This window comes from Streptomyces sp. F63, assembly GCF_018070345.1.
Taxonomy (GTDB): Bacteria; Actinomycetota; Actinomycetes; order Streptomycetales; family Streptomycetaceae; genus Streptomyces.
The window spans coordinates 1-13,249 of the sequence record NZ_JAGPXX010000015.1 but is presented as its reverse complement, the minus strand read 5'-3'; the positions used below and the strand labels follow the sequence as shown (position 1 = coordinate 13,249).

Annotated in this window: 14 protein-coding genes; 3 read left to right on the top strand and 11 right to left on the bottom strand. The window is 70.7% G+C overall.

Annotated elements, in window-relative coordinates; all coding sequences use genetic code 11:
* Positions 1–31: 31 nt before the first annotated feature.
* The 5 genes from nuoE to KBZ10_RS16825 all read right to left on the bottom strand — a co-directional run bounded on the left by nuoE (position 32) and on the right by KBZ10_RS16825 (position 4,011).
* Positions 32–832 carry an NADH-quinone oxidoreductase subunit NuoE gene (nuoE, locus tag KBZ10_RS16845; RefSeq protein WP_210988565.1) on the bottom strand — a complete coding sequence of 267 codons (801 nt, stop codon included), beginning with the start codon at positions 830–832 and terminating at the stop codon, positions 32–34.
* 41 nt (positions 833–873) lie between these two features.
* On the bottom strand, positions 874–2,196 hold the full coding sequence (locus KBZ10_RS16840) for an NADH-quinone oxidoreductase subunit D (protein ID WP_210988477.1): 1,323 nt from the start codon (positions 2,194–2,196) through the stop codon (positions 874–876).
* Between the two features lie 109 nt (positions 2,197–2,305).
* On the bottom strand, positions 2,306–3,082 hold the full coding sequence (locus KBZ10_RS16835) for an NADH-quinone oxidoreductase subunit C (protein ID WP_210988476.1): 777 nt from the start codon (positions 3,080–3,082) through the stop codon (positions 2,306–2,308).
* Positions 3,079–3,633 carry an NADH-quinone oxidoreductase subunit B family protein gene (locus KBZ10_RS16830; protein WP_030548135.1) on the bottom strand — a complete coding sequence of 185 codons (555 nt, stop codon included), beginning with the start codon at positions 3,631–3,633 and terminating at the stop codon, positions 3,079–3,081. Before KBZ10_RS16830 ends, KBZ10_RS16835 begins: the two co-directional genes overlap by 4 nt.
* A gap of 18 nt (positions 3,634–3,651) precedes the next feature.
* Positions 3,652–4,011: an NADH-quinone oxidoreductase subunit A gene (locus tag KBZ10_RS16825; protein ID WP_019707756.1), complete on the bottom strand. Its 360-nt coding sequence runs from the start codon at positions 4,009–4,011 to the stop codon at positions 3,652–3,654.
* 818 nt (positions 4,012–4,829) lie between these two features.
* Here KBZ10_RS16825 and KBZ10_RS16820 point away from each other — a divergent pair.
* Entirely contained in the window at positions 4,830–5,657 is an 828-nt protein-coding gene (locus KBZ10_RS16820; RefSeq protein WP_210988475.1) for a C40 family peptidase, read from the top strand.
* A 139-nt stretch (positions 5,658–5,796) separates the two neighbouring features.
* Here KBZ10_RS16820 and KBZ10_RS16815 read toward each other — a convergent pair whose 3' ends face one another.
* From KBZ10_RS16815 to KBZ10_RS16800, 4 genes are all read right to left on the bottom strand, one after another.
* Entirely contained in the window at positions 5,797–6,222 is a 426-nt protein-coding gene (locus KBZ10_RS16815; RefSeq protein WP_210988474.1) for a PIN domain nuclease, read from the bottom strand.
* Positions 6,219–6,428 carry a type II toxin-antitoxin system VapB family antitoxin gene (locus KBZ10_RS16810; protein WP_210988473.1) on the bottom strand — a complete coding sequence of 70 codons (210 nt, stop codon included), beginning with the start codon at positions 6,426–6,428 and terminating at the stop codon, positions 6,219–6,221. Before KBZ10_RS16810 ends, KBZ10_RS16815 begins: the two co-directional genes overlap by 4 nt.
* A 66-nt stretch (positions 6,429–6,494) precedes the next feature.
* Entirely contained in the window at positions 6,495–7,781 is a 1,287-nt protein-coding gene (locus tag KBZ10_RS16805; RefSeq protein WP_210988472.1) for a geranylgeranyl reductase family protein, read from the bottom strand.
* Between the two features lie 248 nt (positions 7,782–8,029).
* Positions 8,030–9,028 carry an asparaginase gene (locus KBZ10_RS16800; RefSeq protein ID WP_210988471.1) on the bottom strand — a complete coding sequence of 333 codons (999 nt, stop codon included), beginning with the start codon at positions 9,026–9,028 and terminating at the stop codon, positions 8,030–8,032.
* A gap of 237 nt (positions 9,029–9,265) precedes the next feature.
* Between KBZ10_RS16800 and KBZ10_RS16795 the strand changes: the two genes are divergently transcribed.
* The gene (locus KBZ10_RS16795) at positions 9,266–9,721 is read left to right on the top strand and encodes an Lrp/AsnC family transcriptional regulator (RefSeq protein ID WP_210988470.1); all 456 of its coding nucleotides are present in this window, start codon (positions 9,266–9,268) and stop codon (positions 9,719–9,721) included.
* A 248-nt stretch (positions 9,722–9,969) separates the two neighbouring features.
* The gene (locus tag KBZ10_RS16790; protein WP_210988469.1) at positions 9,970–11,631 is read left to right on the top strand and encodes a cation:proton antiporter; all 1,662 of its coding nucleotides are present in this window, start codon (positions 9,970–9,972) and stop codon (positions 11,629–11,631) included.
* A gap of 147 nt (positions 11,632–11,778) precedes the next feature.
* Here KBZ10_RS16790 and KBZ10_RS16785 read toward each other — a convergent pair whose 3' ends face one another.
* A complete protein-coding gene (locus KBZ10_RS16785; protein ID WP_210988468.1) occupies positions 11,779–12,471 on the bottom strand; it encodes a demethylmenaquinone methyltransferase in 693 nt (230 codons plus the stop codon).
* A gap of 57 nt (positions 12,472–12,528) precedes the next feature.
* On the bottom strand, positions 12,529–13,249 hold a 721-nt coding region (locus KBZ10_RS16780), incomplete at its 5' end, for a Uma2 family endonuclease (protein WP_307847486.1).

Below are 13,249 nucleotides of genomic sequence, written 5' to 3'. Positions count from 1 at the left end.
TCGCTGTTGCCGCCGGTGCGGTCGGACGCGGTCATCGCTCGCCCTCCTCGCTCACCGGTCCGGCCGGGTGGGCCGGGTCGGACGCGGCGGTCTTCTGCGGGGCGTCGTGGGAGCTGGGGTGGGTGTCCCGCTCCCGGCCCGTGGGGGCCGCGCCGTGGGACGGGCCGACGGCGCCCGGTTCCGGCTCGCCCTTGGCCAGCCGGAGCCCGGCCAGCGAGGCCGGTCCGGCGCCGCCGCTCTCGGCGACCGCGCCGGGCCGCTCGTCGGGGAAGCCGGCCAGGATGCGGGAGGTCGCCTTGAAGTCGCAGAGCTTGGCCCCGCGGGTGGGGGCGACCTCGCGGCCGGCCCGCAGGTCGTCGACGAGCGCCTTGGCGCTCTCCGGTGTCTGGTTGTCGAAGAACTCCCAGTTGACCATCACGACGGGCGCGTAGTCGCAGGCCGCGTTGCACTCGATGTGCTCCAGGGTGACCTTGCCGTCCTCGGTGGTCTCCTGGTTGCCGACGGCCAGGTGCTCCTTGAGCTCGTCGAAGATCTGGTCGCCGCCCATGACCGCGCAGAGCGTGTTGGTGCAGACGCCGACCTGGTAGTCGCCGGAGGGCTTGCGCCGGTACATCGTGTAGAAGGTCGCGACGGCGGTGACCTCCGCCGTGGTCAGCCCGAGCATCTCGGCGCAGAACTTGACGCCGGTGCGGGTGACGTACCCCTCCTCGGACTGCACGAGGTGCAGCAGCGGCAGCAGCGCGGAACGGCTGTCCGGGTAGCGGGAGATCACCTCCTTCGCGTCCGTCTCCAGCCGGGTGCGGACCTCGGCGGGGTAGTCGGGGGCGGGCATCTCGGGGATGCCGAGCGCCACCTCGCGGTTGGCTGGTGTGGTCACCGGTCCACGCCTCCCATCACGGGGTCGAGGGATGCGACGGCGACGATGACGTCGGCGACCTGGCCGCCCTCGCACATCGCCGCCACGGCCTGCAGGTTGGTGAAGGAGGGGTCCCGGAAGTGGACCCGGTACGGGCGGGTGCCGCCGTCGCTGACGGCGTGCACGCCCAGCTCGCCCTTCGGGGACTCCACCGCCGCGTACGCCTCGCCCGGCGGGACCCGGAAGCCCTCGGTGACCAGCTTGAAGTGGTGGATGAGAGCCTCCATGGAGGTCCCCATGATCTTCTTGATGTGGTCCAGGGAGTTGCCGAGTCCGTCCGGGCCGAGCGCGAGCTGCGCCGGCCAGGCGATCTTCTTGTCGGCGACCATCACCGGGCCGGGCTCCAGCCGGTCCAGGCACTGCTCGACGATCTTCAGGCTCTGCCGCATCTCCTCCAGCCGGATGAGGAACCGGCCGTAGGAGTCGGCGGTGTCGGCGGTCGCCACCTCGAAGTCGTAGGTCTCGTAGCCGCAGTAGGGGTCGGCCTTGCGCAGGTCGTGCGGGAGGCCGGTGGAGCGGAGGACCGGGCCGGTGACGCCGAGCGACATGCAGCCGGTCAGGTCGAGGTGGCCGATGCCCTGGAGGCGCGCCTTGAAGATCGGGTTGCCGGTGGCCAGGGCGTCGTACTCCGGAAGGTTCTTCCGCATCTGCTTGATGAACGCGCGGACGGCGTCGACGGTCCCGGCGGGCAGGTCCTGGGCGAGGCCGCCGGGGCGGATGTACGCGTGGTTCATCCGCAGGCCGGTGATCAGCTCGAAGAGGTCCAGGACCAGTTCGCGGTCGCGGAAGCCGTAGATCATGATCGTGGTGGCGCCGAGCTCCATGCCGCCGGTGGCGAGGGCCACCAGGTGGGAGGAGATCCGGTTGAGCTCCATCATCATCACGCGGATGACGTTCGCCCGGTCCGGGACGTCCGCCTCGATGCCGAGCAGCTTCTCCACGGCCAGGCAGTACGCCGTCTCGTTGAAGAACGGCGTGAGGTAGTCCATGCGGGTGACGAAGGTGGTGCCCTGCGTCCAGGTCCGGTATTCGAGGTTCTTCTCGATGCCGGTGTGCAGATAGCCGATGCCGCAGCGGGCCTCGGTGACCGTCTCGCCGTCGATCTCCAGGATGAGCCGGAGCACGCCGTGCGTGGACGGGTGCTGCGGGCCCATGTTGACGATGATGCGCTCGTCGTCCGCCTGGGCCGCGGCCTGGGCCACCTCGTCCCAGTCACCGCCGGTGACGGTGTAGACCTTGCCCTCGGTGGTGTCGCGCTCCTGCGCGTGCGAGGTCGTCATCGGGTCCCTCCCCGCGTGGTCGTGGCCGGCGCGCCGGGCCCCGTGGGGGCCGCGGCCGGCGGCTGCTGGTGCGTTACGGGGGCCGGTCGCCCCCCGGGGATGCGCGGCATCAGTGGTACGACCTCCGCTGGTCGGGGGCCGGGATCTGGGCGCCCTTGTACTCGACGGGGATGCCGCCGAGCGGGTAGTCCTTGCGCTGCGGGTGGCCCTGCCAGTCGTCCGGCATCATGATCCGGGTCAGCGCCGGGTGGCCGTCGAAGACCAGCCCGAAGAAGTCGTAGGTCTCGCGCTCGTGCCAGTCGTTGGTCGGGTAGACCTCGACGATCGAGGGGATGTGCGGGTCGCCGTCCGGGACGCTCACCTCCAGCCTGATCACCCGGTTGTGGGTGATCGAGCGCAGGTGGTAGACGGCGTGCAGCTCGCGGCCCTTGTCACCCGGATAGTGGACGCCGCTGACGCCCGTGCACATCTCGAAGCGGAGCGCCGGGTCGTCGCGGAGGGTGCGGGCCACCCGGGGCAGGTGCTCGCGGGCGATGTGGAAGGTCAGTTCGTTCCGGTCGACGACCGTCTTCTCGATGGCGTTCTCCGGGAGCAGGCCCTGCTCGTCCAGGGCGCCCTCCAGTTCGTCCGCGACCTCGTCGAACCAGCCGCCGTACGGCCGGACGGCCGGGCCGGGCAGCCGCACGGTGCGGACCAGCCCGCCGTAGCCGGAGGTGTCGCCGGGGCCGTCGGCGCCGAACATGCCGCGGCGGACGCCGATGGCCTCGCCGCGGTCCCCGCGGTTGCCGGGCAGGTTCTGGGTGTTCAGGTCCTGGTCGGGGTTGACCCCGCTCGCTCCGGCCTCGCGGCCGGTGGGCGCGCTCTCGTTCCCGTTCTTCTCGCTCACCTCAGCAGCCCCTTCATCTCGATCGTCGGGAGCGCCTTGAGCGCCGCTTCCTCCGCCTCGCGGGCGGCCCGCTCGCGGTTGACGCCGAGCTTGGAGCCCTGGACCTTCTCGTGCAGCTTGAGGATGGCGTCGAGCAGCATCTCGGGACGGGGCGGGCAGCCGGGCAGATAGATGTCGACGGGGACGATGTGGTCGACGCCCTGCACGATCGCGTAGTTGTTGAACATGCCGCCGCTGGAGGCGCAGACACCCATGGAGATGACCCACTTGGGGTTGGGCATCTGGTCGTAGACCTGGCGCAGCACCGGGGCCATCTTCTGGCTCACCCGGCCGGCCACGATCATCAGGTCCGCCTGCCGCGGCGAGCCGCGGAAGACCTCCATGCCGAAGCGGGCGAGGTCGTAGCGGCCGGCTCCGGTGGTCATCATCTCGATGGCGCAGCAGGCGAGTCCGAACGTGGCCGGGAACAGCGACGACTTGCGGACCCAGCCCGCGGCCTGCTCGACCGTCGTCAGCAGAAAGCCGCTCGGAAGTTTCTCTTCGATACCCATGGCTTCTCCTCCGGTCCTCTAGTCCCAGTCCAGTCCGCCGCGGCGCCAGACGTAGGCGTAGGCGACGAAGACGGTGAGCACGAAGAGGAGCATCTCGACCAGTCCGAAAATCCCGAGCATGTCGAAGGAGACGGCCCAGGGGTAAAGGAAGACGATCTCGATATCGAAAATGATGAAGAGCATCGCCGTCAGGTAGTACTTGATCGGGAACCGCCCGCCGCCGGCCGGCTGCGGCGTGGGCTCGATCCCGCATTCGTACGCCTCGAGTTTGGCCCGGTTGTAGCGCTTCGGGCCGACGATCGACGCCATGACCACGGAGAAGATCGCGAAGCCTGCACCGAGGGCGCCGAGCACGAGGATGGGTGCATAGGCGTTCACGCTGCTCGCTCCTTCCAGTCGACGGTGACTGCTGCTCCCTCCGCCCCGGGCGGAGGGACGGCCGCACCGTGGCCGCCCCACGAAGATCGTGATTATGTGAGGCAGTTCACAAGCCCAGGCCGATGGCATCTTATGCCCGGGGCTCTGTGAGCTGCGACACGGGGGTCACCTCGGGCTTTGTGATCTCCACCACCCGGCCCGCGGACGGGAAAACGGAACGCCGCAACACCGTGGACGCTGTGCTGTCATACGGCGACACAACGCAAGGAGCCCCTCAATCCTCGCAGGTCAGAGCGGTACTTGCACTATCAAGAACTGCCCCCCGAAGACAAATTGGCGCTGGACGGCGGCAAGTGATAGACGCCACCCGCGGCGACCGCCGGAGGAGCGGCCCGCCCGACCGCACCCCAAGATCGTTGGCACGTGCACGGATTCACGTACACCGGCCGGGGCGGCACCGGGGTCGCGGCGGCCGCTCCGCGGAGGCGGCGCGAAGCCCGTTCCGGCCCGGCGGAGACGGGCGCGGGCGGCCGGCCCCGCCGGCGGACGTCCGGGGAGCCGGAATACGTGAGCTTTCCCACCCCGCCCCCCGTGAACGGATTCGATGGTTGATCCGTACGCGGAGGGAGTGCTAGGTCCGGGACAAAACGGGCGAATCTTTGAAAGGGCTAGCTCATGACAGGTTTGTGAATGCGCTATCACAGCCCGGTAACGGCTATCGAAGATCGAATTCCGCTTAATGCCGTCGCGTACGCGTCAACTGTGGCTCATCACACTTCTGTTGATCGCGGCGACAATTCTTTGATAGCCAGGACCCCATGGCCCATACCGCTCACATACCCAGCCACCGGAAACCCCGGCGCAACGTCTCCACCAGAACGCTGCGCTCCGGAGTTGCCGGTGGCGTCCTCAGCACCATCGCCGTGACGGCGGCGGCCTCCTCCGCCAACGCCGCACCCGCCGCTCAGACGGCGGAGATGCCCACCATCAGCGCCTCGTTCGCGGCGGACGCCGCGATGTCCACCGCCGCCACCCAGCAGGCGGCCCTGGAACTGGAGATCGCAAGCGAGCGGGAAGCCCTCGCCGCGGCCGAGCAGAAGGCCGCGAAGCAGGCGCGCGCCGAGGCCGAGCGGAAGGCCGAGGCCGAGCGCAAGGCCAAGGCGAAGGCCGCCGCGGAGCGCGCCGAAGCCGCCCGTGAAGCCGCCGCCGAGCGCTCCGACCGCTCCCAGGAGCGCACCAAGCTCAGCACCGCCGCCGCGTCCACCGCCTCGCAGGCCGGCTCCTCCGCCACGGGCAGCGCCGCCACCGTGGTGAACTTCGTCAAGGCGCAGGTCGGCAAGGCGTACGTCAGCGGCGCCGTCGGCCCCTCCGCGTACGACTGCTCGGGCCTCACCACCGCCGCGTTCCGCACCGTGGGCGTCTCCCTGCCGCGTGTCTCCCAGGACCAGTCGACGGCGGGCACCCCGGTGTCGCTGAGCAATCTCCAGCCGGGTGACATCCTCTACTGGGGCAGCGCCGGCAGCGCGTACCACGTGGCCGTCTACATCGGCGACGGCAAGTACGTCGGCGCGCAGAACTCCAGCACGGGCGTCGTCGAGCGCACCCTCGACTGGGACCCGCCGACGGGCGCCGTCCGCGTCCTCTGACGCTTCCCCACCCCCGGCCGGCCCTCCGGGGCTCCGCCCGGAGCACCCGGGCCCGCCCGGCACGCGACGCACGCGCCGAGGGCCGTCATCCCGCTCGGGGATGACGGCCCTCGGCGCGTCCGGCCGCCCGGGAAAGGCGCTACTTGGCCGAGTCCGGGTCAGCCAGCCAACAGGTGGGCTGGCCGGTGTGCCGGGCGACGGTCTCGAAGTCACGGTCGTGATGGAGAAGGGTCATACCCGAGAGTTCGGCCACCGCCGCGACCATGAGGTCCACGGGACCGGCCGACCGGTGTTCGCCATGGTCGGTGAGGAGCTGCTGGGTCTCCCGGGCCCGTTGCAGTATGCCGTCGGGCACGGGAGCCCAGCCGAACAGCCACCGCAGCCGCTCCTGCTTGTTCTCCCTGTCCGGCCCCGAGCGGGCCGAGTGGAGCAGTTCGAGTTCCGTGATGTCACACAGAGCGATCAGCCCGCAAGTGAGTGCCTCGCCCCAGCGGCCGTCGTGTTCGTCGCTGAGCAGCAACCGGGCGGCCGCCGACGTGTCGATCAGGTAGGGAGGCGAACTCACCCGCGATAGTTCCTCTTGTCGAGCAGGATGTCGAAGTCGCCCCGGGCGCCCATGTCCCGGAGCTCGGCAAGCGCCTTCGCACGCTTGCGGAACCGGGCGACCTCCAGCAGAGCGGTGTTCACCGTGTCCTTCTTCGTCGCCGTTCCCAGTATCTCGGCGGCTTCGGCGAGCGCGTCGTCATCCACCTCGACCAGCAGCTTGGACATGAGGCCTCCCTTATATAGCAGATTTTAATCTGCTATATAGAAGGCCGTCGCGTCCACCCGTGCCCGTCAGGCCCGCGGGGCCACCTTGCTGAGGCCGTTGATGATGCGGTCCATCGCGTCGCCGCCCGTCGGGTCGGTGAGATTGGCCAGCATCTTGAGGGTGAAGCGCATCAGCAGCGGATGGGTCAGGCCGCGTTCGGTCGCGACCTTCATGACCTTCGGGTTGCCGATCAGCTTCACGAAGGCGCGGCCCAGGGAGTAGTAGCCGCCGTAGGTGTCCTTGAGGATCTTCGGGTAGCGCTGGAGGGCCAGTTCCCGCTGGGCCGGGGTCTGCCGGGCGTGCGCCTGGACGATCACCTCGGCCGCGATCTGCCCGGACTCCATGGCGTACGCGATGCCTTCGCCGTTGAAGGGGTTGACCAGGCCGCCCGCGTCACCGACCAGCAGCAGCCCGCGGTGGTAGTGCGGTTGCCGGTTGAAGGCCATCGGCAGCGCGGCGCCGCGGATCGGGGTGGTCATGTTCTCCGGGACATAGCCCCAGTCCTCGGGCATCGACGCGCACCAGGCCTTGAGCACCTCGCGCCAGTCCAGCTCCTTGAAGGCCGAGCTGCTGTTGAGGATGCCCAGGCCGACGTTGGAGGTGCCGTCGCCCATGCCGAAGATCCAGCCGTAGCCGGGCAGCAGCCGGTCCTGCGGGCCGCGCCGGTCCCACAGCTCCAGCCAGGACTCCAGGTAGTCGTCGTCGTGGCGCGGGGAGGTGAAGTACGTGCGGACGGCCACGCCCATCGGCCGGTCCTCGCGCCGGTGCAGGCCCATCGCCACCGACAGCCGGGTGGAGTTGCCGTCGGCGGCCACCACGACGGGGGCGTGGAAGGTGACGGGCGTCTTCTCCTCGCCGAGCTTCGCCTCCACGCCGGTGACGCGGCCGGTGCGGGGATCGAGGATCGGAGCGCCGACGTTGCAGCGCTCGTGCAGCCGGGCCCCGGCCTTCTGGGCGGCGCGGGCGAGCTGCTCGTCGAAGTCGTCGCGCTTGCGGACCAGTCCGTAGTCCGGGAACGAGGCCAGCTCCGGCCAGTCCAGCTCCAGCCGGACCCCGCCGCCGATGATCCGCAGGCCCTTGTTGCGCAGCCAGCCGGCCTCCTCGGAGATGTCGATCCCCATGGCGACCAGCTGCTTGGTGGCGCGCGGCGTCAGACCGTCACCGCAGACCTTCTCGCGGGGGAAGGCCGTCTTCTCCAGCAGCAGGACGTCCAGCCCCGACTTCGCCAGGTGGTAGGCGGTCGCCGAGCCGGCGGGTCCGGCACCGACGACGATGACATCGGCGCTGCGCTCGTTGAGGTCGGTGTCGGTCACGTCGGCACTCCCGGCGAGAGGCGGAGCGCAGGCCCTCGTCGGGGCGGCCTGCGGGGGAACGGCCCAAGTCTATGCAGGGGGGCGGACGGCGCTCGGCCGGGTCGGTCACCGGCAGCGGGACGGCCGCGGGGCGGCCGGGACTCCGTACGGCCGGACGACCCCGGGACTCCGTACGGCCGGACGGCCGTGCGGGCCGGAGCCCCGGTTCCGGGCGGAACCGGGGCTGCCGCGGGCGGTGTCCGGTCCTGTCAGGCCGGGACCGGGGCCTCGCTCGGGTCGGCGATCCGGCGCAGGGTGGCCGTCCGCTCCGCCGTGTCCGTGGAGGACATCAGGGCGGCCAGGACGGCCATGCGCGACTGGCCGGCGCGCAGGGAGCCGGTGGGCACCGCGCCGGCCTCGATCAGGTCCACGGCCCCGCCGCCCGTGTAGATGGGGGTGACGGGGCCCGCCGGGACGCGGGTCGTGAGGGCGACCAGCACCCCCCGCCCGACGGCTCGCGTGACCGCTTCGGTGAACGCCGGGGTGGCGTTGCCCGCGCCGGTGGCGACGAGCACGATGCCCCGGGCGCCGGCCTCCACGGCCGCGTCGAAGAGCAGCGGGTCGGCGTCGGCGTGGTGCATGACCATGTCGACGCGCGGCAGGGGCGTCTCGACGGGCGGCAGCGGCAGCGCCTCCGTGCGCTCGGGGCGGCGCCGTACGGTGACCCGGCCCCAGCCGACCTTGCCGACCGCGTCGCAGGACGGGTCGTGGAAGGCGTCGGGGGCGGTGGTGTGGGTCTTGATCGTGCCGCGGGCGGCGTGGATCCGTCCGGCGAAGACGGCCAGGGTGCCCAGGTCCTCGACGGAGGATGCGGTCAGCAGCGCGTCGTAGAGATTGCCGGCGGCGTCGCCCTCGGCGTCCTCCAGCGGGCGCTGGGCGCCGGTGAAGACGACGGGGCGGCGGTCGGCGTGGTGCAGGTCGAGGAGGAAGGCGGACTCCTCCAGGGTGTCGGTGCCGTGGGTGACGACGACCCCGTCGACGCCCGGGTCCTCCAGCACCTCGTGGACCGCGCGCAGCAGGGTGATCTGGTGCGCGGTGGTCAGCCGGGGGCTGTTGACCGTGAAGAGATCGACGACTTCGGTGGTCACGTCCTCGGGGAGATCGGCGGCGGCGAGCACGTCCTGCCCGGCCGCGTCCGCCGCGTATCCCTTGCCCTGCCAGCGGCTGGCTATCGTCCCGCCCGTGGTGACCACGACGACACGTCGCATACTGCCCCCTCGCCCGTCCGGAATCCGGAGAAGAACACTGAAGGAAGAGCACCCGGGCGGACGGCCCGGCGCGCTCCGGGATCCTGGGACGGAACCCGTGGGCGGCCCGAGCCCCTGCCCGGAGAAGACCCATACGGACGAGTAACCTCGCCCTACCAGCAAGAATAGCCAGTTTTGCCCAGAATAAGTTGCCAACTCCTGTGATCTACGCGCCTTGATTTAGCAGATAATGACGCCATGGACGCCATCGACCACAGCATCTTGCGCGAACTCCAGAAGGACGGCCGGCTCACCAACCAGGAACTGGCCCAACGGGTCGGCCTCTCCCCCTCCCCCTGCCTGCGCCGGGTCCGCCAGCTCGAACAGGACGGGGCCATCCGCGGCTACCGCGCCCTGCTGGACCCCGCGGCCGTCGGCCGGGGCTTCGAAGTGCTCGTCTCCGTGGAGGTCCGCCGCGACCGCGAGACGGTGGAGGCCTTCGAGGACGCCCTGCAGGACCTCCCCGACGTGGTCGAGGCCTACCGCCTCTTCGGCAGCCCGGGCTGCCTGCTGCGCATCGCGGTCGCGGACATCGAGACGTACGAACGGCTCTGGATCGAGAAGATCACGGCCCTGCCGGGGGTGACGGAGGTCAACTCCCAGATCGTGATGAAGCGCATCAAGGAGCCGCAGGGACTGCCGATCGGGGGCTGACGCCGGCCCGGCGCCGGCGGAGCGCCGGACCGGCGGTGGACCCGTGGGCCCGGAAAGCGGCGAGGGCAGCACCCCCGATGTGTAGCCTGAGGCATGCGAAAAGCGGCTTTTGCGGGGTTTGCGAGGTGGTCCGGCTGGGGGTGGCTCGGCTCCGCCACGTGCCGGCGGCCTCTGACCCGTCCCTTCGCGGGAACCTCACCGCGTTCAGGGCGGATCACCTCCGCGTCCCGCCCTGAACGGACGGGGCCATGAGTCCGAGCGGATTCGCCCTGATCGCCGTCGTCCTGGCGGTCTCCGCGGCCGTCGGGCTGCTGGCCGTACGCCTGCGCCAGCCGCTGATCGTCGGATTCATCGGCGTGGGCATCCTGGTCGGCCCGACCGGCCTCGGCTGGGTGGAGGCGGACGGCACGATCGATCTGCTGGCGCGCATGGGGATCGCGATCCTGCTGTTCCTCGTGGGGCTGCGACTGGATCTGAACCTGATCCGGGCCACCGGACCCATCGCCGTGGCCACCGGTCTCGGCCAGGTGCTGTTCACCTCGGTCATCGGCTTTCTGATCGCCCTCGGGCTCGGCATGGACACGGTGACGGCCCTGTATGTGGCGGTGGCCCTGACCTTCTCGTCCACGATCATCATCGTGAAGCTGCTGTCCGACAAACGGGAACTGGAGCAGCTCCACGGGCGCATCGCGGTCGGCTTCCTCATCGTCCAGGACATCGTCGTGATCCTGGTGATGATCGTGCTGACCGCGTTCGGCCGCGAGGCCGACGGCAGCCTGCCCGTGCACATCGCCCTGGTCTTCGCCAAGGGCCTGGGACTGCTGGCCGGCGCGGCCCTGCTGATGCGCTGGGTGCTGCCGCGGCTGGTGCGCCAGGTGGCCCGCTCCCCGGAACTGCTCGTCCTGTTCGGCGTGGCCTACGCCGCCCTGGTGGCCACGGTGAGCAACTGGCTGGGCTTCGGCACCGAGGTCGGGGCGTTCCTCGCGGGCGTCTCCCTCGCCGGCACCCCCTACCGGGACGCGCTCGGCGCCCGGCTCGTCAGCCTGCGGGACTTCCTGCTGCTGTTCTTCTTCCTCGAACTGGGCGCGCTCCTGCAGTTCGACGACGCCTCCCAGCAGCTCGCCCGCGCGGCGGTCTTCTCCGTCTTCGTCCTCGTGGGCAACCCGCTGATCGTCATCCTGATCGTGACAGCCATGCGCTATCCGGTACGGGTGGGGTTCCTGGCCGGGCTGGCCGGGGCGCAGATCTCCGAGTTCTCCCTCATCCTCGCGGCCCTCGGTCTCAGCCTCGGCCATCTCACCGGGGCCACGGTCAGCCTCATCACCGTCGTCGGCCTCGTCACCATCGGCGTATCCACCTACCTGATCCTCTACTCCCAGCAGATCTACGCACGCCTGGAGCGCCGGCTGTCCGTACTGGAACGGACGGAGGCCAGGAAACGGGACCTCGAAGGGAACGAGCGGGAGGCCGACGTGGTCCTCTACGGCCTGGGCCGCTTCGGCGGGGCCCTCGCCGACCGGCTCGGCCGGGCCGGACACCGCGTCCTCGCCCTGGACTTCGACCCCCACCGCGTCGCCCGCAACGACCGGGAGGGCGTCGACGCCATGTTCGGCTGCGTGGAGGACATGCACCTCCTCGAATCCCTGCCCCTGGCCCGGGCCCGCTGCGTGATCAGCACCGTGCCCCTTCCGGAGGAGGGAAAAGCCCTCGTCCAGGGCCTGCGGCAGCTCGGCTACGAGGGCAGCGTGGTGCTCACCGCCCGCTCCGGGCACGACGCCGAACTGCTCGACGGGGCGGGCGCCGACCTCGTCCTCCAGCCGTACCCCCTGGCGGCCACGGCCACGGCCGAGGCCCTCGACCGGCTGCTGCGACGGGACGGCGGCGAGGGAGCCACCGAGGCCAGGGGATGAGCCGGGGGCCTGCACTGCTCGCACGGCGCCGATGATCCGCCGCTTCGCCGTCCACCACGGCCACCCCGCGCCCCTCGTCCCCCGAGCCCGGACCCCGGACGTCCGCCCGGCCACCGTCCACCGGTCACCGGCCCACGGCCGCGCCGTTCAGGCCCGGACGCCCCGGTGGAGGGCCACGATGCCGCCGGTCAGGTTGCGCCAGGCCACCTTCGACCAGCCGGCCTTCTGCAGCCGGGCGGCCAGCGCCGGCTGGTCGGGCCAGGCGCGGATCGACTCGGCGAGGTAGACGTACGCGTCGGGGTTGCTGCAGACCGTGGTCGCGATGGGCGGCAGGGCCCGCATCAGGTACTCGGTGTAGACGGTGCGCAGCGGGGCCAGGACGGGGTGGCTGAACTCGCAGATCACCACGCGGCCGCCGGGCTTCGTCACCCGCAGCAGTTCAGCCAGGGCGGCGTCGGTGTCCTGGACGTTCCGCAGGCCGAAGGAGATCGTCACGGCGTCGAAGACCCCGTCGGCGAAGGGCAGCTTCGTCGCGTCCCCCGCAGTGAACGGCAGATGCGGCTGCCGCGTGCGGCCCTCGCGGAGCATGCCGAGGGAGAAGTCGCACGGGACGACGTACGCGCCGGCGGCGGCGAAGGGCTGGGAGGAGGTGCCGGTGCCGGCGGCCAGGTCGAGCACCCGCTCACCGGGGCGGGCGTCCACGGCCCGCACCACGGCCTTGCGCCAGAGCCGGGCCTGGCCCAGCGACAGCACGTCGTTCGTGAGGTCGTACTTGGGCGCCACGTCGTCGAACATGGCGGCGACTTCGTGCGGCTGCTTGTCCAGGGAGGCTCGGGTCACCGCTCCATTGTGTCCGGTCCCGGCCGGGGACGGCGCGGCGGGGGCCGGTGCCCTCGCTCAGCGCCCGACCAGACCCGCCAAGTCGATCGAGACCGGAAAAGGGAAGTCCGTGCTCAGCTTGCCGGTGTGGGTGGGATACGTGGGAGCCGGGATGGATGTGCCCAGGTCACGGTGGAGCCACAGCTCGTGCACCTCTGGAAGACCGTCCTCGCCACGTTCCACCCGCCAGTAATACGGCACCTTCACCTGGGCGAACATCGCCGGTTTCCGCACCCGGTCGTCCTGCCGGGAGCCCGGGGACACCACCTCGACCACCAGTGAGACCTTCTCGGCCGGCACACATTCCAGGGAGAAGAGATCAAGATCCCGCTCGTCGAAAACCACCACATCGGGTTTCGCCGGGTTGTAATCGTCCACGAGGACACACTGATCGGTGGCCACGGTGAAGGGCTCTTGAACGAGGCTCTCCAGCCGGTGGTAGCTCCGGTCACGGACCCGGTTGTGCCACCAGCTCGTCATTCCGCGTACCACGATGTTTCCGTCCACCAAGTCCCAGTCGAAGGGAAGGTCGAGGTCCTTCACCTGCTCGTAGGTCCAGCCCTCCTGGGGCGGGTACATCCAGGTGTCCGGAGTGGCCTTCTGCCGTTCGCGGTCGGGGTCGGGCTTGGGCTTGGGGGTGCGGGTCATGCCCGATGTGTTCAGCCGCTCGTGCGCGATCACGTCGTGGTCGGTGATGAGCGCGCGGGCGGTCTTGTGGTGGAAGTCGGCGCGCTGCCGC